Genomic DNA, 19,483 nt, shown 5'->3' on the forward strand with positions numbered 1-19,483 from the left:
AGCGCAGGGGTCGCGGCGATACAGAAATGCCCGCCGAACGGCAGGGAAAGGCTCCAGCCAGTGCGCTTGATCACAATTGCCGAGCGATGCCGTTCGTATTCGCCGGAGCCTGCACGCCCAGTTGTTTCTGCGCCTCGAACAGCGAGCGCAGGAACAGGGTCAGGGTCGGTCGTTCTTCGTGTCCCTGACGGGTAATGCAATGGAATTCCGAGTCGTAGGCCAGTTGCCGTGGCCGGATCGCCCGCATGCGCCCTTCGGCGACCCAGGTGGCGGCATAGTGCGTCGGCAGGTAGCCGATGTAGGTGCCGCTGAAGACCAGGGTAGCGATGGCCTCCATGGTGTAGGCGTCGGTCCCCTGGTTGAAGCGCAGGTCGTGCGGGCGATGGTTTTCCGCCATGTAGCCGCGGCCGACATAGTCGGCGGCGCAGATCTCGTCCAGTGTCGGCTCGTCGTCCGCCCGGGCGAAGAAGGGGTGCGCGCTGCCGCAATAGAGGTTCTGCTCCTCGCGGAACAGGGGTTGGTAGTAGAGCCCGGACAACCGGTGGTGAAAGGCCCCCACCGCCAGTTGCAGGCGCTCTTCCAGCACCGCGTGCTCGAGTTCGTCGGGACGCCGCGTGTGCAGCTTGAGCAGCACCTCCGGGGCGCGCTGGCGAAACAGCCGGATGGCCAGCGGCAACGGCAGGCAATGCTGGCCGATGACGCCATCGACGCAGCCCAGGTGCAACGCCTCGCGATCGCGCCCGCCGAGGCCGCGGACCTGCTCGCGGAAACGGGCGATGTCGCTGAACAGGCCGAGCGCGGCGTCGTAGAGCTCCTGCCCCTCCTCGGTCAACTGGAAACCGCCGTTGCCGCGCCGGCACAGGGAATAGCCCAGGCGCACCTCCAAGTCGCGCACCAGCACGCTCAGGCGCGACAGGCTGGTGTTCAGGCGCGCCTGGGCGGCAGTGAAGCCGCCGGCCTCGACGATGGCGCAGAAGGTGCGCAGCATGCGCAGGTCGATGTCGTTGAGGTTGCCCAGCATTCCCGCCCCCATGGCGTTCGGTCCGCCTTCGTTATAGCGCCAAAGCCAGGCCGGCGGAACGCCGTCAGGCGCTTCGCGCGGCCGACTCGGCAAGCAGGCAGAGCAGTTCGAACATCATGGTCGCCCCCACCAGCGCCGTGGCGCCGCCGACATCGAACGGCGGCGAGACTTCCACCACGTCGGCGCCGACCAGGTCCAGCCCGCGCAGGCCGCGGACCAGTTGCTGGGCCTGGAGGCTGGTCATGCCGCCGATCTCCGGGGTGCCGGTGCCAGGCGCGAAGGCCGGGTCGAGCACGTCGACGTCGAAACTCACATAGGTCGGCCCGTCGCCCACCACCCGCCGGGCTTCGGCCAGGGTCGCCTCGACGCCCAGTTCGACGAACTCTTCCATGTGGATCACGCGGATGCCGCACTCGCGGGCGAAAGCGTCGTCGTCCGGCGAATACACCGAGCCGCGAATGCCGATCTGCACCGTGCGCAGCGGGTCGAGCAGACCTTCCTCGATGGCCCTGCGGAATGGCGTGCCGTGGGTGTAGGGGTTGTCGCCGAAGTAGCGGTCGTTGGTATCGGAATGCGCATCGAAATGCACCATGCCCAGCGGCCGCTCGCGACCCAGGGCGCGAAAGATCGGCAGGGTCACCAGGTGGTCGCCACCGACCGACAGCGGCAGGGTACCGGCGGCATGGACCTGGCGATAGAAGCCTTCGATGCGGCGCAGCGAATCGAGCAGGTCGATGGGATTCACCGGCGCATCACCGAGGTCGCCGACCCGCACCAGGTCGTAGGGCGCGATGCGGCTGACGTGATGCACCTTGCGCATCAGGCTGGACAGGTTGCGCACCTCGCGCGGGCCATGGCGGGCACCGGCGCGGTTGGTGGTGCCGCCATCCCAGGGCACGCCGATCAGGCCGACCTGCAGCGCCGCCGGGTCGGTGAACGCCGGCAGGCGCATGAAGGTCGGGATGCCGGCGAAGCGTGGAATCTCGGCGGCGTCGAGGGGCTGCGGATGGTCGTTCGACATGGGGCGTCTCCGTGTGGCGGGAAGAAAGCGCCGGGCGCCGCCCGGCGCGGTGGGTTCATTCCGGCTGGGCTCGCAGGCTGGCGGCAGGACGGGTAGCCAGGCTGACCGCGACGAAGGTCGCCAGGCTGGCCAGCAGGCCGTAGACGATTGGCGAGTTGGCGAGCAGGCCGTCGCGGGCCATGCAGGCGATCACCGCCAGGCAACCGGCGACGATGCTGGCGATCGCCCCCTGCGGACTGGCCCGGCGCCACAGCAGCGCGCCGACGATCGGCACCAGCAGGCCGCCGACCAGCAGGTTGTAGGCGATGCTCAGGGCCGCGATGACATCGTTGACCAGGCACGCCAGGACCAGCATCGCCACGCCCATCAGCAGGGTGATGCAACGGCTCAGACGGATGTCGCTGGTGGTACCGGGGCGCAGGAAGCGCGCGTAGATGTCTTCCTGCAGCACGGTGGCCGCTGCCAGCAGGCACCCGCTGGCGGTGGACATGATCGCCGACAGCGCGGCCGCCACCACCAGGCCGCGCAGGCCCGGCGCCAGTACCTCGCGGGTGATCTCGGCGTAGGCGTTCTCCGGCACCGCCAGGTCCGGCAGGAGGACCCGCGCCGCCGCGCCGATCAGCGCGCAGGCGGCGCCGTAGAGCATGCAGTAGACGCCGGCGCCAAGCCCGGCGTAGCGCACCACCGTCTCGCTGCGCGCGGTGAACACCCGCTGCCAGATGTCCTGGCCGATCAGCGCGCCGAAGAAGTACAGGAGGAAGTAGGTGAGGATGGTATCCAGGCCGATGTGGCCGAGGACGAAGAAGCCCGCCGGCAGCACCTCCTGCATGCGCGCCAGGCCACCGGCGCCGTCGATCGACAACGGCAGCAGGACCAGGAAGATACCGACGGTCTTGATCACGAACTGGATGATGTCGGTCAGCGTAAGGGACCACATGCCGCCGATCACCGAATAGACGATGACGATCCCGCCACCGCAGAGGATCGCCGGGATCCGCGGGATGCCGAATACCACCTCGGTGACCGAGCCGATGGCGATGGTCGCGGTGACCGCCACCATCAGGTCGTAGGCGACCATGACCACCCCGCCGATCAGGCGCGAGGAGGCCTGGTAGCGCTGCTCCAGCACCTGGGTCACGGTGAACACCCGCAGGCGCGCGATCTGCCGCGAGAACACCAGGCTGAGGACGATGATCCCCAGGCCGAGCATGAACACCAGCCACAAGCCGGACAGGCCGAACTGGTAGCCGAGCTTGACCGTACCAATGGTCGACGCGCCGCCGAGCACCACCGCGGCCATGGTTCCCAGGTAGAGGCCGGGGCCGAGGCGGCGTCCGGCGACGAGGAAATCGCTCTGGCTCTTCGCCTTGCGCATTCCGTACCAGCCCAGGCCCAGCATGGCCAGGGCGTAGACCAGCATGATCAGGTAATCCAGCAACATCGCCCGCGCTCCTTTTCTTGTTGTTCTGCGTGACGCCCGGCGTGGCGCCTGGGCACGCCGAAGATAGGCCGGGCGCCGCCCGGGCTGAATCCCGGATCGGGCAAGTCGACTTGCGGAGGAAGAGAAGTATCGGCGGGGCGTCGCACTGGCGACGCCGAAACGCAACGCGCCGGCAGGAGCCGGCGCGTTGCAGAGGCGGCTGACGCACCCGCGAGGGCGCGCCAGGCGTCAGGCGGGACGCAGCGAGTAGGTCTTCAGTTGCGCGGCGAACTCCTTCAGCGACTGGATACCGCTGGCTTCCGCCTCATGCACCCAGTCCTTGATCGCCGCCAGCATGTCGTGGCCGTTGGCGCTGGTCTTGGCCCAGATCTGCTGCAACGCCAGGCGCTTCTCGTAGATCACCTTCAGCGCCTGGCTGTGGGCGAGCATCGAGTCGATGCGCACGTGGTGGCGGTCCTGCAGCAGGCTGGTCTCGCGCGACAGCAGGCGCTTGGCGCGGCGGAACAGGTGGCGCACCGACTCGTCGGCCTTGGCCACTTCCTGCTTGACCAGCGGCGCGATCACCAGCTTGCGGTACTGCGCCATGATCTGGAAGCGGTTGTTGAGGATCGCCATGGCGGTGTCCATGTCCAGGCTGTGCTTGCCCTCGACCCGATGGGCGATCGGCGCGACCCGGGCGACCCTGGCCAGGCGCAGGAAGCTGAACAGCTTGATCCAGGCCCAGCCCAGGTCGAATTCCCACTTCTTCACCGACAGCTTGGCCGAGTTCGGGTAGGTGTGGTGGTTGTTGTGCAGCTCTTCGCCGCCGATGAGGATGCCCCAGGGCACCAGGTTGGTGGCGGCGTCGCGGCATTCGAAGTTGCGATAGCCGACCGCGTGGCCGAGGCCGTTGACCACGCCGGCGGCCCAGAACGGAATCCATACCATCTGCACGGCCCAGACGGTCAGGCCAAGGGCGCCGAACAGGGCCAGGTCGATGAGCGCCATCAGCACCACGCCGCCGATCGGGAAGCGCGAGTAGAGATTGCGCTCGATCCAGTCGTCCGGGCAGTTCTTGCCGTAGATGCGCAGGGTGTCCTGGTTCTTCGCCTCGGCCTTGTACAGCTCCGCGCCTGCGCGCAGGACGGTGAACAGGCCCTTGTGCACCGGGCTGTGCGGATCCTCGACGGTCTCGCACTTGGCATGGTGCTTACGGTGGATCGCGGTCCATTCGCGCGTGTTCATCCCTGTGGTCAACCACAACCAGAAACGGAAGAAGTGCTGCAGCGCGGGGTGCAGGTCGAGTGCACGGTGGGCGGAATAGCGATGCAGGTAGACGGTCACGCTGACGATGGTGATATGCGTCAGCACCAGGGTAACTGCCACCAGTTGCCACGGCGACAGGTCGAGAAAACCGTTGAACCACATAGGCGGTACTGAACCTCGGGGGGACTTGGGAGTGATGAGGGCCTTGTCTGACAAAACCTGGGGGCATTATCACCAAGCGGCTGGGGATTACCATCCGTTCTTTTAGATATGAACAGGGCCGGATGGCCATCATTTATACTGCCCGGCCAATAATTGCCCACTGAAAATCCCATGAGCCCCCGCCTGAGTGCCCTTCGCCTGAGCCTGGCTTATCTCGCAATCGCCATCGCCTGGGCGTTCCTGAGCGATCATTTGTTACAAAACCAGGTCCAGGACCACGACCAACTGGTGTTCTGGATGACCGCCAAGCGGCTGTTCTTCTTCGCCGCAACCGGCCTGCTCCTGTACCTCTACCTGGTACGCCAGTTCCGCCGCAAGGCCCAGGCCTACGACGAACTGCACGGCAGCGAGCAGCGCCTGAACCGCGCCCTGGAAGCGGTGCGCGACGGACTCTGGGACTGGGACCTGGTGACCGACCGGATGTTCGTCTCGCCGGGCTACGCCGCGCTGATCGGCCTCGCTCCGGAGGAACTCGGCGACCCCATCGAGACCTGGAAGAAGCGCCTGCACCCCGAAGAGTACGCCACCGTGCTGGAGGCCCACCGCAACCACCTGCAGGGCCTGACCGACAATCTCGACCACATCTACCGCCTGCGCCACAAGGACGGCGACTACCGCTGGATCCACTCGCGCGGCCGGGTCCTCCGCGACGCCCTGGGCAAGCCGCTGCACTACACTGGCGTGGCCCGCGACATCACCCTGCAACGGCTCAAGGAAGACCACCTGCGCCAGGCCGCGGCGGTATTCGACAGCACCCGCGAGGGCGTTCTGGTCACCGATGCCCAGGCGGTGATCGTGCACGTCAACCCTTCCTTCGAGCGCATCACCGGCTACCGCTCCGAAGACGTGCTCGGCAAGACCCCGGCGATCCTCCGCTCCGGCCGCCAGGACCAGGCGTTCTACCAGCGCCTGTGGCTGGCCCTGCGCGAGCAGGACGTCTGGAGCGGAGAAATCTGGAACCGGCGCAAGAGCGGCGAGATCTACCCGCAGTGGCTGCACATCCGCGTGGTGCGCAACGACCAGGGCCAGCTGACCCACTACGTCGGGGTGTTCTCCGACCTGAGCAGCATCAAGCGCTCGGAGAACGAGCTGGACTTCCTCGCCCACCACGACTCGCTGACCGGCCTGCCCAACCGCGTGCTGCTGCGCGAGCGCATCGAGCAGGCGCTGGAGAACGGCAAGGACCGGACGGTGGCCGGGGCCCTGCTGCTGATCGACCTCGACCACTTCAAGCACATCAACGACAGCCTCGGCCATACAACTGGCGACATGCTCCTCAAGGAGGTCAGCAAGCGCCTGCAACACCAGCTCGACGAGCGCTGCCTGCTGTCGCGACTGGGCGGCGACGAATTCGCCATCCTCGTCGAGAACGACGACCCGGAAGCCGTCGCGCGACTCTCGCAGCGCATCCTCGACGGTTTCAACGCGCCGTTCGACATCCACTGCCAGCCGATCTATATCAGCGCAAGCCTCGGTGTCAGCCTCTACCCGGAAGACGCCAGCGACGTCGACCACCTGATGCAACACGCCGACGCCGCGCTGTTCCAGGCCAAGGACAGCGGGCGTAACGCCTACGCCTTCTACACCCGCGTGCTGACCGCCCGGGCCCGCGCCCATGTCCAGGTGGAATCGGCCCTGCGCCATGCGCTGGATCACGACGAACTGCGCGTCCACTACCAGCCGGTGCACGACCTGGCCAGCGGGCGGATCGTCGGCGTCGAGTCGCTGGTGCGCTGGCAGCATCCCGAGCGCGGCCTGGTGCCGCCAGGCGAGTTCGTCCCGGTGGCGGAGGAATGCGGGCTGATCGCCGCGCTGGACAACTGGGTGCTCAAGCGTGCCTGCCGGCAGATGCGCGAGTGGCAACAGCGCGGCGTCGAGCTGGAGTTCGTCGCGGTCAACGTCTCCAGCCGGCTGTTCAACCGCGGCGGCCTGGAGGAAAGGATCGCCAATGCCCTGGAAGAGTCCGGACTGGAGCCCCGCTACCTGGAGCTGGAAGTCACCGAAAGCGCGGTGATGGAGGACTTCGAGCAGTCCCTCAACCTGCTCTGCCGCCTGCGTATCCTCGGCGTGAACCTGGCCATCGACGACTTCGGCACCGGCTATTCCTCGCTGATGCGCCTCAAGCGGCTGCCGGTGCACAAGCTGAAGATCGACCAGGGCTTCGTCGCCGGCCTGCCCGGCGCGGTGGACGACGCCGCGATCGCCCGGGCGATCGTTGCCCTGGCGCAAAGCATGGGGCTGCGGGTGGTTGCCGAGGGCATCGAGCATCAGGACCAGGCGCTGTTCCTGCGCGAACATGGCTGCGACTTCGGCCAAGGCTACTGGTACGGACGGCCGCAACCGGCGGAAGCGCTGCGCTTCGACCTGCCGCCCGTGGCGCTGCCGGAAGACTGAGCCTGGCGGCGAAGCCGGGCCGCTTCGCCGTCTTATAACCACTTTACCTATAAAGATTCTTAAACAATATTTTTAAGAATATTGCCCACTGCTTACTATGCGCCTCACGCCGCCTCCACTTCGTCGAGCAACGCGGCACCTCGAGCCACAGGAGCAGAGACCCATGAGCGCAACCCTCAGAAGCCTGGATGGCCAGGACGAAGCCACCATCCTGCGTGAAATCCAGAGTGCCCTGCGCGGCCTGCGCTTCGGCGCCGTCGAGATCACCGTGCACAACGGCCAGGTGGTGCAGATCGAGCGCAAGGAAAAATTCCGTCTGCAGCAACCGGCCGTCAAGCAGGCCTGAAGCACACGACCCGACTGGACCACCGGAGGCGTCTCGCCATGAACATCCGTTCGATACCCCATCCGCACCGGTACTGCAGCTGTCGGCCGCGAATGCGCGCCTGACGCCCCGTGTTCCCGTCGTTCCGCCAACACCCCATTAGAACAATCGAAACAGCACACACCTAGGAGCTGCACATGTCCCTTCGTCGTTTCGCCCTGGCCGCACTCGCCAGCGCCCTGGTCTCCGGCCCGGTTGCCGCAGCCACGCAACTGCTGAACGTTTCCTACGACCCGACCCGCGAGCTGTACCAGGCCTACAACGCGGCCTTCATCAAGCACTGGAAGGCCCAGGGCGGCGAGGACCTGACCGTCCAGCAGTCCCACGGCGGCTCCGGCAAGCAGGCCCGCGCGGTGATCGACGGGCTCAAGGCCGACGTGGTGACCCTGGCCCTGGCCGGCGACATCGACGAACTGCACAAGCTCGGCAAGCTGCTGCCGGCCGACTGGCAGGCACGCCTGCCGGACAACAGCACCCCCTACACCTCGACCATCGTGTTCCTGGTGCGCAAGGGCAACCCCAAGGGAATCAAGGACTGGGGCGACCTGACCAAGGAAGGCGTGGAAGTCATCACGCCGAACCCGAAGACCTCCGGCGGCGCGCGCTGGAACTTCCTCGCCGCCTGGGCCTGGGCGAAGAAGCAGTACGGCAGCGACGAGAAGGCCAAGGACTACGTGCAGGCGCTGTACAAGCACGTACCGGTACTCGACACCGGCGCCCGCGGCTCGACCATCACCTTCGTCAACAACCAGATCGGCGACGTGCTGCTGGCCTGGGAGAACGAGGCGTTCCTGGCGAAGAAGGAACAGGGCGGGGAAAACTTCGAGATCGTCGTGCCCTCCATCTCCATCCTCGCCGAACCGCCGGTCGCGGTGGTCGACAAGGTGGTCGAGAAGAAAGGCACCCGCAAGGTCGCCGAGGCCTACCTGCAATACCTGTACAGCGAGGAAGGCCAGCGCATCGCCGCGCAGAACTTCTACCGGCCGCGCAACCAGAAGGTCGCCGCCGAGTTCGCCACGCAGTTCCCGAAACTGAACCTGGTCACCGTCGACTCCGATTTCGGCGGCTGGAAGACGGCCCAGCCGAAGTTCTTCAACGACGGGGGCATCTTCGACCAGATCTACCAGGCGCAATGATCGCGACGGCAGACCCGTCGCCCGAACCACGGCCCCTCTCCCAGACCCTCTCCCGGACGGGCGAGGGGGCTAGCAGGCCCGGTCCCGTACCGGGCCCACTGCCGGAAGGAACCGGCACCGGGAGAGCCACCAAGCGTTCCAACGCAGAGTAAGGACAGAACATGTCACGACGCATTTCCCCGGTCATACCCGGCTTCGGGCTGACCCTGGGATACACCCTGGTGTACCTCAGCCTGCTGGTCCTGATCCCGCTGGGGGCCATGTTCCTCAAGACCACCCAGCTAAGCTGGGAGCAATTCTGGGCCATCATCAGCGCGCCGCGGGTGCTCGCCGCGCTCAAGCTGAGCTTCGGCACCGCGCTCGCCGCCGCCGTGCTCAACGGCTTGATCGGTACGCTGCTGGCCTGGGTCCTGGTGCGCTACGAATTCCCCGGACGGAAGATCATCGATGCCATGATCGACCTGCCCTTCGCCCTACCCACCGCCGTCGCCGGTATCGCCCTCACCGCGCTCTATGCGCCGGCCGGCCTGGTCGGCCAGTTCGCCAGCGACCTCGGCTTCAAGATCGCCTATACCCCCCTGGGGATCACCCTGGCGCTGACTTTCGTGACCCTGCCGTTCGTGGTCCGCACGGTGCAGCCGGTGCTCGCCGACATTCCCAAGGAAGTCGAGGAAGCCGCCGCCTGCCTCGGCGCCAGGCCGCTGCAGGTGTTCCGCCATATCCTCGTGCCGGCGCTGCTGCCGGCCTGGCTGACCGGTTTCGCCCTGGCCTTCGCCCGGGGCGTCGGCGAATACGGCTCGGTGATCTTCATCGCCGGCAACATGCCGATGAAGACCGAGATCCTGCCGCTGCTGATCATGGTCAAACTGGACCAGTACGACTACACCGGCGCCACCGCCATCGGCGTGCTGATGCTGGTGGTGTCCTTCATCCTGCTGCTGCTGATCAACCTGCTGCAGCGCCGCATCGAAACCCCGTAAGGAGGGCGCCATGTCCAGTGCAAGCATTTCCGCTGCCACCGCCAGCGCCTCCCGCCGCGGCAACGCCGGCGGCCGCCAGGCCCTGATCGTCCTGGCCTGGCTGGTCTTCGCCCTGTTCCTCCTGCTGCCGCTCTACGTGGTCCTGAGCGAGGCGCTGAAGCAGGGTTTCGGCACCTTCTTCGAGGCGATCCTCGAACCCGACGCGCTGGCCGCGCTGAAGCTGACCCTGATCGCGGTGGCCATCTCGGTGCCGCTCAACCTGCTGTTCGGTGTCGCCGCCGCCTGGTGCGTGAGCAAGTTCGAGTTTCGCGGCAAGAGCATCCTGGTGACCCTGATCGACCTGCCGTTCTCGGTCTCGCCGGTGATCGCCGGCCTGATCTACGTGCTGTTGTTCGGCGCCCAGGGCTACTTCGGCGAATGGCTGAGCGACCACGACATCCAGATCGTCTTCGCGGTGCCCGGAATCGTCCTGGCGACCCTCTTCGTCACCGTGCCCTTCGTCGCCCGCGAACTGATCCCGCTGATGCAGGAGCAGGGCACCCAGGAGGAGGAAGCCGCCCGCCTGCTCGGCGCCAACGGCTGGCAGATGTTCTGGCACGTGACCCTGCCGAACATCAAGTGGGGCCTGATCTACGGCGTGGTGCTCTGCACCGCGCGGGCGATGGGCGAGTTCGGCGCGGTGTCGGTGGTTTCCGGGCATATCCGCGGTGTCACCAACACCCTGCCGCTGCACGTCGAGATCCTCTACAACGAATACAACCATGTCGCCGCCTTCAGCGTCGCCAGCCTGTTGCTGCTGATGGCGCTGGTCATCCTTCTGCTCAAGCAGTGGAGCGAATCCCGCATGTCCCGACTGAAAAGCAATGCTGACGAGGAATGAACCATGAGCATCGAAATCCGTAACGTCAGCAAGAACTTCAACGCCTTCAAGGCCCTGGACAACATCAACCTGGATATCCAGAGCGGCGAGCTGGTGGCCCTGCTCGGCCCCTCCGGGTGCGGCAAGACCACCCTGCTGCGGATCATCGCCGGGCTGGAAACCCCGGACGCCGGCAACATCGTGTTCCATGGCGAGGACGTCTCGCAGCACGACGTGCGCGACCGCAACGTCGGCTTCGTCTTCCAGCACTACGCGCTGTTCCGCCACATGACGGTGTTCGACAACGTCGCCTTCGGCCTGCGCATGAAGCCCAAGGGCGAGCGGCCGGGCGAGTCCGCGATCAAGGCCAAGGTCCACGAGCTGCTCAACATGGTGCAGCTCGACTGGCTCGCCGACCGCTATCCAGAGCAACTCTCCGGCGGCCAGCGGCAGCGTATCGCCCTGGCCCGCGCGCTGGCGGTGGAGCCGAAGATCCTGCTCCTCGACGAACCCTTCGGCGCCCTCGACGCCAAGGTACGCAAGGAGCTGCGCCGCTGGCTGGCGCGCCTGCACGAGGAGATCAACCTGACCTCGGTGTTCGTCACCCACGACCAGGAAGAAGCGATGGAAGTGGCCGACCGCATCGTGGTGATGAACAAGGGCGTGATCGAGCAGATCGGCTCGCCCGGCGAGGTCTACGAGAACCCGGCCAGCGATTTCGTCTACCACTTCCTCGGCGACTCCAACCGCCTGCAACTGGGCAACGACCAGCACCTGCTGTTCCGCCCCCACGAAGTGTCGCTGTCGCGTTCCGAGGTGGCCGAGCACCGCGCCGCCGAGGTCCGCGACATCCGTCCGCTGGGGGCGATCACCCGGGTAACGCTAAAGGTCGACGGCCAGGACGAACTGATCGAAGCCGAAGTGGTGAAGGACCACGACAGCCTGGCCGGCCTGGCCCGCGGCGAGACCCTCTACTTCAAGCCGAAGGCCTTCCAGCCGGTGGCCAATCTCTGATCCCGCGGCGGGTTCAGCCCGCCGTGCGCTCCGCCAGGCCGCGCAGTCCCGCGCGGCCCTTCGACGACACCTGCAACGCCCGCGAGCCGTCCTGCGGCCGCAACCAGCCCTGGCGCAGACAGGCCTCCAGCAACGCCGCCCCCAGCGCGCCGCCGAGGTGCGGCTTGCGTTCGCTCCAGTCGGGGCAGGCGCAGGCGAACTGCCGACGGCGGCGGCGGACCTCCGCCAGGTCGATTCCCAACCTGGCCAGCCCGGCCTCGCCGGTCGCGCTCAGGCGCAGCGTCCTGCCCTCCTGCTCGATCCAGCCGGCATCCAGCATCCGTGCGAACACACCGACCGCGAGTTCGCCGGCCAGGTGGTCGTAGCAGGTCCGCGCCTCGCGCAACGCCGACGGCGTGCCGTGGCTCGGCGGCAGGCTACGCCGCTGCGGCTGCAGGGCCAGGGAGGCGCTGGCCAGCGCTTCCACCGCCTGTCCCACTTCCGGCCCGGCCAGGCGATAGAAGCGATTGCGCCCGCGCGCCTCCAGGCTCAGCACGCCGCCCTCGACCAGCCGTCCCAGGTGGCCGCTGGCGGAGGACGGCGAGACGCCCGCCAGCAGCGCCAGCTCGCTGGCCGGACGGGCGCTGCCATCCATCAGTGCCCAGATCATCTGCGCGCGGCCGGGATCGGCGAGCAGCGCCGCCAGCGAACTGAAGCCGGGATTGAATTGCATGCTTCACCTCCGGATGAAACATTGCCTGTCGACGACGAGAGATACTGGCCGCCATCGCCCGTTCGCGCCAGCCCGAGACAAGGAAGAACCCGCATGTCCGTCGACCTCCACGCCCTGATCCCACTGATCGCCCTCACCTTCCTTCTCGCCGGCTTCGTCAAGGGCGTGGTCGGCCTGGGCCTGCCGACGGTCTCGGTGGGCCTGCTCGGCCTGGCCATGCCGCCGATGCAGGCGGCGGCGCTGCTGATCGTACCGTCGATGGTGACCAACCTCTGGCAGCTCGCCTGCGGCCCGCGCTTCCTCGGCTTGATGAAGCGCCTGGCCGGCCTGCTGCTCGGGGTGATCGTGGGCACCCTGCTGGTCGGCGCATGGCTCGGCGGCGACGCACCAAGGCAGGCCACCGGCGTGCTCGGCCTGGCCCTGGCGGCCTACGCGCTGCTCGGCCTGGCCGCGATCCCGCTGCACCTGCCGGCACGCCACGAGCCCTGGGCCGGCCCGCTGGTCGGGCTGGCGACCGGCGCGCTGACCGCGGTCACCGGGGTTTTCGTGATTCCCGCGGTGCCCTACCTGGGAGCCCTAGGATTGCAGCGCGACGAACTGGTCCAGGCCCTCGGCCTGTCGTTCAGCGCCTCGACCCTGGCCCTGGCGGTCACTCTCGGCGTGCATGGCGACCTGCTCGAACCGCAGATGCTCGGCGCCTCGCTGCTGACCCTGGTCCCGGCGCTGGGCGGGATGCTCCTCGGCCAGTGGCTGCGCCAGCGGATCAGCGCGACGCTGTTCAGGCGCTGCTTCTTCGTCGGTCTCCTGCTGCTCGGCGCCGACCTCGCCTGGCGCGGTTTCCACTGACGCCAGGGACGCGTTGCGCACCCGCCAGGGCGGGCCTGCGGCCTTCGCGGGACTTCCGACGAACGGCACAAGTCGCTATCATCCGCCGCCGCGCGACCCCCACCGGGCGCGCGGCACCGGGCGGAACACGCCCGTCCGGCACGGAACGCCACCTATCGCAAGGAGCACACGATGAAGACCCGTCTTTCCCTTTCCGCCCTGGCCCTCGCCTGCGCCACCCTGGCCGGCTGCCAGAACCTGCCCCAGGGGGACCTCATGCAGCACGGCATGATGGCGGTGAAGGCTGCAACCCTGAGCGACGCCGAGGTCCGCCAGGTCGCCGACCAGGCCTGCGCCGAGTCCGACCAGCAAAACCGCATCGCCCCGGCCAACAGCAAGTACGGCCAGCGCCTGGACAAGATCGCCAAGGCCCTGGGCGACCAGATCGACGGCGTGCCGGTGAACTACAAGGTCTACCTCACCGAGGAGGTCAACGCCTGGGCCATGGCCAACGGCTGCATCCGCGTCTACAGCGGGCTGATGGAGCTGATGAGCGACAACGAGATCGAAGGCGTGCTCGGCCACGAGATGGGCCACGTCGCCCTCGGCCACACCCGCAAGGCCGCCCAGACCGCCTACGCGGCCGCCGCGGTGCGCGGCGCCGCCGGCGCCTCGAAGAGCGGCGCGCTGGCCGCCCTGTCCGGCTCCCAGCTGGGCGAACTCACCGAATCGCTGGTCAACGCGCAGTTCTCCCAGTCCCAGGAATCCGACGCCGACGATTTCTCCTACGAGCTACTGAAGAAGCGCGGAGTGAACACCCAGGGCCTGGTCACCGCCTTCGAGAAGCTGGCCAAGCTGGGCGGCGGCGACAGCAGCATGTTCGATTCGCACCCGGGCTCCCAGGCCCGCGCCGATCACATCCGCCAGCGCATCGCTGCGGATCGCAAGTAACGCTCCCACCCCGGTCTCCCGCGCTCGCGGGAGACCGCCTCACGCCGCCCGCTTGTGCTCGCGAATGCAGGTCGGGCCGGCGCGCTCCTCGACCTCGCGCTGCACGTCGCCGCGCAGCCCCAGCAGAAAGGCCAGTTCCGCCAGCACGAAGAGCGGACCGACGATCAACCCGCTGAGATCGTCGACGAAGGCCGGCTTGCGCCCTTCGTAGTAATGACCGACGAACTGGATGATCCAGCCGACCACGAACAGGCCGACGCCCCAGCCCAGCCAGGCCGCGGTAGTCCCCGCCGCCAATTGCGCAGCGCCCCACACCGTCAGCGCCAGCAGCGCCGTCATGGCCACGCCGAAGCGCAGGTCCAGGCGCAGGTAGAACAGCGCCGCGGCGAGCGCCAGCAGCAGCGCCGGAGACAGGCCGAACCCCAGCGCCGGCCGCGCCAGCAACACGGCGATGGAGAGGACGATCATCGGAATGCCGATGAAATGGCTGAAGATGTTGCGCCGGTCGCGGTGGTAGGCGGCGTATTGCGCAAGGTGATCGACTAGGGTTTTCATTGTTGTGGTCTCACGCCAGGGTTCTCGCATCATCGCGCCGCCCCGGTTTTCCACTCTGTCAGCTAGACGACAAACATGAACGAGCGTACCGACTACCGTTCGCAACTCCAGGCCGGCCGCTGGTTCCAGGGTTTGCCGGAGGCCTTGCAGACGCACCTGCTGGCACTCGCCCAACCGCGCCAGTTGCCGCCGGGCCAGCGCCTGTTCGCCCGCGGCGACGCGCCCTGCGGACTGTACTGCGTGGTCGAGGGCGCGATCCGTATCAGCGCGGTCAGCGAGAACGGCAAGGAGGCGCTGCTGATCCTGGTGGAAGCGCCGCACTGGTTCGGCGAGATCGCCCTGTTCGACGGCCAGGCGCGCACCCACGACGCCTACGCCGAAGGCCACACCCAGCTACTCCAGGTGCCGCAGGCGGCGCTGCTCGAACTGCTTCGCCGCGAGCCGCACTACTGGCGCGACGTGGCCCTGCTGATGAGCCACAAGCTGCGCCTGGCATTCATCGCCCTGGAAGAGATGGCCCTGCTGCCGGCCGCACAACGCCTGGCGCGGCGCCTGCTGATGCTCGCCGAGGGCTACGACAACAGCCGCAGCCGGCAGGTCCTGCACCTGCCGCAGGAGCAGTTGGCATTGATGCTGTCGCTGTCGCGGCAGACCACCAACCAGATCCTCAAGGACCTCGAAGCCCAGGGCATCCTCCAGCTCAGCTACGGCGGCATCGAGATTCTCGACCTCGCCGGCCTGCGCGCGGCCACCCACGGCTGAGCGCGAATCACACTTTCGAACGCTTGCAGGCGCGCCATGGCCGGCTACCGTGTGCAGGGCACCTGCCCTCGGTGCGGATATCCATAACGACAACAACAGGATCTCCCCATGCTCCGTCCCGCGCTTCCCGCTGTCCTCTGTCTTTACTGCCTGCTGCTGGTGCTGCCGGCGCGCGCCGCCCTCGACGACCAGCAACGCGCCCTGCAACAACTGCAGGTCCAGGCCTGTCGCGCGGTGGGCAGCCTGTTGTTGCTGCGCGGCGAGGGTTTCCAGGAACAGCACGCGGCGCAACTGGAGAAGGACCTCGCCAGCCTCGACCGCGCGCTCGCCGCCGCCCCCGAGGGGGTGCTCCTGCGGCAAGACGAAAAGACGCTGGTGGCGCACATCCGTGAAGGCGCGGCCTACGGCCCCCGCGAAGAGGACCTGCCCTGGCGCTACCCGCAGCAACTGAGCCGCGCCCTGCGTGACTTCCTCAACCTGGTGGAACGCCAGGTGCCACCGCCCCCGCCAGGCCAGCCCCTGCCGCTCTGGCAGTTGCCGGTGCGGGTCGAGTACCTGTCCCTGCAATACCTGGCGCGCGCCTACCTGGGCGGGCTGGAGACTGCCCGCGAGCAGCCCCGGGACTATCTCGGCCAGGACGAGAGCGTGCTGGTCCCGCTGATCGACCGGCGCATCGCCCTGCTGGTGGCGCAAAGCGCCAACCCGGCGGGACTGAAGAAACTGGAAAACCGCTGGGAGTACCTGAGCCAGGCCCTGCGCGACCTGAACAGCAAGAGCAGCGCGCTGGTCAGCGCTTCCGGCAGGCCCTGGGCGCCGATCATCGTCGACCGCCACGCGCGTGCCCTGAGCGAAAGCCTGATGCGCTTGAGTGCGGAGTGAGGCCACGCGCCGCACGGGGCGGATAACCTCGCGACTCGCAACGTTGCGCCAGCGTCCGCCCCGACTCCCTGGCCAGCGCATTTTTTCGAATCCGCCCTGCGGATTTTGATTTGCCGCCACGCCCTGGCGCAGGCGCAATGGTGCTCCCGAAAGGAGATCGCCATGCCCACTGCCAACCCACCCGGCCGCACCCTCTGGCTGATGGCCGCCATCGTCCTGGTCGGCCTCAACCTGCGGCCCTCCATGGCCGCCGTCGGCCCACTGCTGAACGCCATGCGCGGCGAGATCGCGCTCAGCTTCGGCGACGTCTCGCTGCTGACCGCCCTGCCGGTGCTGACCCTCGGCCTCGGCATGTTCTTCGGCCTGGGCATCGCCCGCCGCGTCGGCGAGTGGCGTTCGGTGGCCCTCGCCCTGCTGCTGATCGGCGCCGCCAGCGCCCTGCGCCTGGGCAGCCGAGGCCTGCCCGACCTGCTCGGCAGCGCCATGCTCGCCGGTCTCGGCATCGCCCTGATCCAGGCGCTGATGCCGGCCCTGATCAAGGCCCGTTTCGGCGCGCGCACGCCGCTCTGCATGGGGCTCTACGTCACCGCCATCATGGCTGGCGCGGCGCTGTCCGCCAGCGCCGCGCCGACCCTGGCGGAGCACGCCGGCTGGCGGCTCGGCCTCGGTGCCTGGGCGGCGCTCGCCGCGCTCGCGCTGCTGGCCTGGTGGCTGCAACCCGGCACCCGCCTGCTCCTGCCCGACGCGCAGCCGGGCAGGAGCCTCCTGCGCTATCCACGGACCTGGCTGCTGGTCCTGTTCTTCGGCCTCGGCACGGCCTGCTACACCTGCGTGCTGGCCTGGCTCGCGCCCTATTACCTGGAGCAGGGCTGGAGCGCCCAGGAATCCGGGCTGCTGCTCGGTTTCCTGACGGCCATGGAGGTGCTCTCCGGGTTGCTCGCGCCGGCCCTGGCCAGCCGCTCGCGGGATCGCCGCCCGGTGCTGGTCGGGCTAACGGCGCTGATGCTGGCCGGCTTCCTCGGCCTCGCCTGGGCGCCGGCCAGCCTGCCGCTGCTCTGGGCGCTGTGTCTCGGACTGGGCATCGGCGGGCTGTTCCCCATGGGCTTGATCGTCTGCCTCGACCACTTCGACGCGCCGCAACGCGCCGGTCAACTGGCTGCCCTGGTACAAGGCGCCGGCTACCTGATCGCCGGGGTCTCGCCATGGATCGCCGGGCTGCTGCGCGACAGCCTCGGCAGCTTCACCGGCGCCTGGCTCGGGCTGGCCACGGTGGCGGCGCTGCTGCTGGGACTGGGCCTGCGCTTCGACCCGCGGCGCTATGCGGCACTGTTCGCCGAGCGGCAGGCGCGAGGCGTCGGCGCCGAAAGCTTGCGCTGAGGAAAGGGACGGGTTCTGATGGCGCTCCCGACGCCGTCAGGACGCCCCGATGCTGATCGCCAACGGCCTGCGCAAGGTCGACATGCAGGACCTGCTGGTCTTCCTACAGGTCCACCAACGACAGAACCTCGTCGAGGTCGCCGAACACCTGAACCTCAGTCCGTCGACGGTCAGCTACTGCCTGAAGAAGCTGCGCCAGGCCTTCGACGACGAGCTGTTCATCGCCACCCGCGGCGGCATGCAGCCGACCCACAAGAGTCGCGCCATGCTGCCCCACGTGGAGGAAATGCTCGCCCGCATCAACGCCTGTCACGCCGCCCAGGGCAGCTTCGACCCGCGTGGCGAGCCGCGGACCTTTACCCTCTGCGCGCCGGAATACGTCGAGCTGCTGATCCTTCCGGCACTCCTGCGACGGCTCGCCGCCAACGGCCCGAGGATCGGCCTGGACATCCGCCGCCTGGGTCCCGAACTGCCCACCGAAGCATTGCTCGACGGCCAGGTCGACCTGGTCTTCGACTTCGGTCCCGAGTACCACCGACCGGCACCGGAGCTACAGGCGCTCGCCCTGTTCAGCGACGAGCTGCTCTGCGTACAGGATCGTGCCCAGCCGCGCCACGAGCGCCTGGAACTGGACGAGTTCTGCCGGCGCCGCTTCGTCTTCCCGACCCCGCTCGACGCCAGCAACGCCAACCTGGTGGACACGTGGCTGCGACGCCAGGGCCGCAGCCGCGAGGTCGCCGCGCGCGCCAACAGCTACGTCGCCGCCCTGCAACTGCTGTCGGGCAGCGACTTCGTGCTGATGCTGCCACGGCGTATCCATGCACTGCTCGACGATGGCCGCCATCACGCCTGCCTCGCACCGCCCGGGCTGCCGCCGTTCGCCCTGCACCTGTCATGGAGCCGCGCCGCCGACCAGGACCCGGCGAACCTCTGGCTGCGCGAGCAGGTACTGATCGTCTGCGCCGAGCTGGGTTTGCTCTAGCCTGCGTCATCCTGCACTTCGAGGCTCGCCGCCAGGGAGCGCCAGAGCACTTCGGCGAATACCTGCTGGATGCCGCCGGCCAGGTAGTCGAACATCTGCTGCGCTTCCCGCCACTGGCTGCACACCAGCCAGAGATCCGGCTCGAGGGCGTCCCTGCGCACCTGGTACTCCAGGCAACCCGGCGCCTCCAGCCCCGGTTCGACCAGTTGTTGCAGGCGCAGGCCAAGCCGTTCCGACTGACCGTTGCGCGCGCGAATACGGATGACCTGGCTGGCGCTCATGACGGACGCTCCTCCGGGCGAACGAGCGACGCCTCAGTGGGCGCCGCGCTCCAGTGGCTTGAGGATCGGGTCGCCCTCCTTGAGCAACTCCCAGACCAGCAACTTGGCCGGCTTCATCGGATCGGGATTGCGTGCCAGCAGGTGCGGCACGTTCGCCGGCTCGTACCAGCTCTGGCCCACCGTGTAGGTCTCCACCGGGCCGCCTTCCAGTTGCGTCTGCACGGTGCCTTCGAGCACGTAGACGAACACCGAGCCGGGATGCACATGGGGCGCGGAGACCTGGCCGGGCTTGAACGACACCGTCAGCATCAACCCACGATGGCCGGGAATCTCGGCCAGGGCCTGGTCGTGCAGGGTTTCCACCTTCTCCGCAACATGGGCGCTGGCCAGCGTCGGCAGCGCGGCGAGCAGCAGGCAGGCGATTGATCGATTGGCCTTCAT

Annotated in this window: 20 protein-coding genes; 12 read left to right on the forward strand and 8 right to left on the reverse strand. The window is 67.9% G+C overall.

All coding sequences use genetic code 11. The annotated features are described in order from the left end of the window. Positions 1-70: 70 nt before the first annotated feature. The 4 genes from FHW81_RS30350 to desA all read right to left on the reverse strand — a co-directional run bounded on the left by FHW81_RS30350 (position 71) and on the right by desA (position 4,890). Positions 71-1,033: a LysR family transcriptional regulator gene (locus FHW81_RS30350; protein ID WP_003118724.1), complete on the reverse strand. Its 963-nt coding sequence runs from the start codon at positions 1,031-1,033 to the stop codon at positions 71-73. A gap of 52 nt (positions 1,034-1,085) precedes the next feature. Further along, complete coding sequence (speB, locus tag FHW81_RS30355) at positions 1,086-2,042, reverse strand: agmatinase (protein ID WP_003104498.1); 957 nt, start codon at positions 2,040-2,042, stop codon at positions 1,086-1,088. Between the two features lie 55 nt (positions 2,043-2,097). Continuing rightward, the gene (locus FHW81_RS30360) at positions 2,098-3,483 is read right to left on the reverse strand and encodes a sodium:solute symporter (protein WP_019681209.1); all 1,386 of its coding nucleotides are present in this window, start codon (positions 3,481-3,483) and stop codon (positions 2,098-2,100) included. A gap of 228 nt (positions 3,484-3,711) precedes the next feature. Further along, positions 3,712-4,890 carry a delta-9 fatty acid desaturase DesA gene (gene desA, locus FHW81_RS30365; RefSeq protein WP_003104496.1) on the reverse strand — a complete coding sequence of 393 codons (1,179 nt, stop codon included), beginning with the start codon at positions 4,888-4,890 and terminating at the stop codon, positions 3,712-3,714. Between the two features lie 171 nt (positions 4,891-5,061). Between desA and FHW81_RS30370 the strand changes: the two genes are divergently transcribed. The 6 genes from FHW81_RS30370 to FHW81_RS30395 all read left to right on the forward strand — a co-directional run bounded on the left by FHW81_RS30370 (position 5,062) and on the right by FHW81_RS30395 (position 11,718). Beyond that, positions 5,062-7,344: a putative bifunctional diguanylate cyclase/phosphodiesterase gene (locus tag FHW81_RS30370; protein ID WP_003118721.1), complete on the forward strand. Its 2,283-nt coding sequence runs from the start codon at positions 5,062-5,064 to the stop codon at positions 7,342-7,344. 163 nt (positions 7,345-7,507) lie between these two features. After that, positions 7,508-7,690: a sulfur starvation response protein OscA gene (gene oscA, locus FHW81_RS30375; protein ID WP_003084246.1), complete on the forward strand. Its 183-nt coding sequence runs from the start codon at positions 7,508-7,510 to the stop codon at positions 7,688-7,690. A gap of 176 nt (positions 7,691-7,866) precedes the next feature. Next, complete coding sequence (locus FHW81_RS30380) at positions 7,867-8,865, forward strand: sulfate ABC transporter substrate-binding protein (protein WP_003084243.1); 999 nt, start codon at positions 7,867-7,869, stop codon at positions 8,863-8,865. A 161-nt stretch (positions 8,866-9,026) separates the two neighbouring features. Beyond that, the gene (cysT, locus tag FHW81_RS30385) at positions 9,027-9,845 is read left to right on the forward strand and encodes a sulfate ABC transporter permease subunit CysT (protein WP_003084241.1); all 819 of its coding nucleotides are present in this window, start codon (positions 9,027-9,029) and stop codon (positions 9,843-9,845) included. A 10-nt stretch (positions 9,846-9,855) separates the two neighbouring features. Beyond that, positions 9,856-10,725 (forward strand): sulfate ABC transporter permease subunit CysW, encoded by an 870-nt coding sequence (cysW, locus tag FHW81_RS30390; RefSeq protein ID WP_077447439.1) that lies wholly within the window; start codon positions 9,856-9,858, stop codon positions 10,723-10,725. Positions 10,726-10,728: 3 nt separating this feature from the next. Then, positions 10,729-11,718 (forward strand): sulfate/molybdate ABC transporter ATP-binding protein, encoded by a 990-nt coding sequence (locus FHW81_RS30395; protein ID WP_003118719.1) that lies wholly within the window; start codon positions 10,729-10,731, stop codon positions 11,716-11,718. 13 nt (positions 11,719-11,731) lie between these two features. Here the strand turns inward: FHW81_RS30395 and FHW81_RS30400 are convergent, their stop codons facing one another. Beyond that, a complete protein-coding gene (locus FHW81_RS30400) occupies positions 11,732-12,430 on the reverse strand; it encodes an ArsR/SmtB family transcription factor (protein ID WP_003104488.1) in 699 nt (232 codons plus the stop codon). Between the two features lie 93 nt (positions 12,431-12,523). Between FHW81_RS30400 and FHW81_RS30405 the strand changes: the two genes are divergently transcribed. Next, the gene (locus FHW81_RS30405) at positions 12,524-13,276 is read left to right on the forward strand and encodes a sulfite exporter TauE/SafE family protein (protein ID WP_003118717.1); all 753 of its coding nucleotides are present in this window, start codon (positions 12,524-12,526) and stop codon (positions 13,274-13,276) included. A 171-nt stretch (positions 13,277-13,447) separates the two neighbouring features. Then, on the forward strand, positions 13,448-14,206 hold the full coding sequence (locus tag FHW81_RS30410; protein WP_003084230.1) for a M48 family metallopeptidase: 759 nt from the start codon (positions 13,448-13,450) through the stop codon (positions 14,204-14,206). Positions 14,207-14,245: 39 nt separating this feature from the next. Here the strand turns inward: FHW81_RS30410 and FHW81_RS30415 are convergent, their stop codons facing one another. Beyond that, on the reverse strand, positions 14,246-14,761 hold the full coding sequence (locus FHW81_RS30415) for a DUF962 domain-containing protein (RefSeq protein ID WP_003107722.1): 516 nt from the start codon (positions 14,759-14,761) through the stop codon (positions 14,246-14,248). Between the two features lie 75 nt (positions 14,762-14,836). On the opposite strand from FHW81_RS30415, the gene FHW81_RS30420 reads away from it, so the two are divergent. From FHW81_RS30420 to FHW81_RS30435, 4 genes are all read left to right on the forward strand, one after another. Beyond that, complete coding sequence (locus FHW81_RS30420) at positions 14,837-15,523, forward strand: Crp/Fnr family transcriptional regulator (protein WP_003107720.1); 687 nt, start codon at positions 14,837-14,839, stop codon at positions 15,521-15,523. 108 nt (positions 15,524-15,631) lie between these two features. Further along, positions 15,632-16,402, forward strand: coding sequence for a hypothetical protein (locus FHW81_RS30425; RefSeq protein ID WP_080911318.1), 771 nt, complete (start codon positions 15,632-15,634; stop codon positions 16,400-16,402). Between the two features lie 162 nt (positions 16,403-16,564). After that, positions 16,565-17,779, forward strand: a complete 1,215-nt coding sequence (locus FHW81_RS30430; protein ID WP_080911317.1) for a CynX/NimT family MFS transporter — start codon at positions 16,565-16,567, stop codon at positions 17,777-17,779. 49 nt (positions 17,780-17,828) lie between these two features. Continuing rightward, a complete protein-coding gene (locus FHW81_RS30435; protein ID WP_003106255.1) occupies positions 17,829-18,761 on the forward strand; it encodes a LysR family transcriptional regulator in 933 nt (310 codons plus the stop codon). Here FHW81_RS30435 and FHW81_RS30440 read toward each other — a convergent pair. Both FHW81_RS30440 and FHW81_RS30445 read right to left on the reverse strand, forming a co-directional pair. After that, positions 18,758-19,042 (reverse strand): antibiotic biosynthesis monooxygenase family protein, encoded by a 285-nt coding sequence (locus tag FHW81_RS30440; RefSeq protein WP_003106257.1) that lies wholly within the window; start codon positions 19,040-19,042, stop codon positions 18,758-18,760. The two genes, FHW81_RS30435 and FHW81_RS30440, sit on opposite strands and share 4 nt — an antisense overlap. A 33-nt stretch (positions 19,043-19,075) precedes the next feature. Beyond that, positions 19,076-19,483 (reverse strand): cupin domain-containing protein, encoded by a 408-nt coding sequence (locus tag FHW81_RS30445; protein ID WP_003118713.1) that lies wholly within the window; start codon positions 19,481-19,483, stop codon positions 19,076-19,078.

It is taken from the genome of Pseudomonas sp. RC10-4-2, assembly GCF_050433085.1.
In the GTDB taxonomy this organism is placed as follows: Bacteria; Pseudomonadota; Gammaproteobacteria; order Pseudomonadales; family Pseudomonadaceae; genus Pseudomonas; species Pseudomonas aeruginosa.

Coding starts and splice junctions, on each gene's coding strand:
- FHW81_RS30350 (WP_003118724.1), bottom strand. CDS start 1,033: ATGGGGGCGGGAATGCTGGGCAACCTCAACGACATCGACCTGCGCATG.
- FHW81_RS30370 (WP_003118721.1), top strand. CDS start 5,062: ATGAGCCCCCGCCTGAGTGCCCTTCGCCTGAGCCTGGCTTATCTCGCA.
- FHW81_RS30425 (WP_080911318.1), top strand. CDS start 15,632: ATGCTCCGTCCCGCGCTTCCCGCTGTCCTCTGTCTTTACTGCCTGCTG.
- desA (WP_003104496.1), bottom strand. CDS start 4,890: ATGTGGTTCAACGGTTTTCTCGACCTGTCGCCGTGGCAACTGGTGGCA.
- cysT (WP_003084241.1), top strand. CDS start 9,027: ATGTCACGACGCATTTCCCCGGTCATACCCGGCTTCGGGCTGACCCTG.
- oscA (WP_003084246.1), top strand. CDS start 7,508: ATGAGCGCAACCCTCAGAAGCCTGGATGGCCAGGACGAAGCCACCATC.
- FHW81_RS30435 (WP_003106255.1), top strand. CDS start 17,829: ATGCTGATCGCCAACGGCCTGCGCAAGGTCGACATGCAGGACCTGCTG.
- speB (WP_003104498.1), bottom strand. CDS start 2,042: ATGTCGAACGACCATCCGCAGCCCCTCGACGCCGCCGAGATTCCACGC.
- FHW81_RS30445 (WP_003118713.1), bottom strand. CDS start 19,483: ATGAAGGCCAATCGATCAATCGCCTGCCTGCTGCTCGCCGCGCTGCCG.
- FHW81_RS30360 (WP_019681209.1), bottom strand. CDS start 3,483: ATGTTGCTGGATTACCTGATCATGCTGGTCTACGCCCTGGCCATGCTG.
- FHW81_RS30420 (WP_003107720.1), top strand. CDS start 14,837: ATGAACGAGCGTACCGACTACCGTTCGCAACTCCAGGCCGGCCGCTGG.
- FHW81_RS30395 (WP_003118719.1), top strand. CDS start 10,729: ATGAGCATCGAAATCCGTAACGTCAGCAAGAACTTCAACGCCTTCAAG.
- FHW81_RS30405 (WP_003118717.1), top strand. CDS start 12,524: ATGTCCGTCGACCTCCACGCCCTGATCCCACTGATCGCCCTCACCTTC.
- FHW81_RS30410 (WP_003084230.1), top strand. CDS start 13,448: ATGAAGACCCGTCTTTCCCTTTCCGCCCTGGCCCTCGCCTGCGCCACC.
- FHW81_RS30430 (WP_080911317.1), top strand. CDS start 16,565: ATGCCCACTGCCAACCCACCCGGCCGCACCCTCTGGCTGATGGCCGCC.
- FHW81_RS30440 (WP_003106257.1), bottom strand. CDS start 19,042: ATGAGCGCCAGCCAGGTCATCCGTATTCGCGCGCGCAACGGTCAGTCG.
- cysW (WP_077447439.1), top strand. CDS start 9,856: ATGTCCAGTGCAAGCATTTCCGCTGCCACCGCCAGCGCCTCCCGCCGC.
- FHW81_RS30400 (WP_003104488.1), bottom strand. CDS start 12,430: ATGCAATTCAATCCCGGCTTCAGTTCGCTGGCGGCGCTGCTCGCCGAT.
- FHW81_RS30415 (WP_003107722.1), bottom strand. CDS start 14,761: ATGAAAACCCTAGTCGATCACCTTGCGCAATACGCCGCCTACCACCGC.
- FHW81_RS30380 (WP_003084243.1), top strand. CDS start 7,867: ATGTCCCTTCGTCGTTTCGCCCTGGCCGCACTCGCCAGCGCCCTGGTC.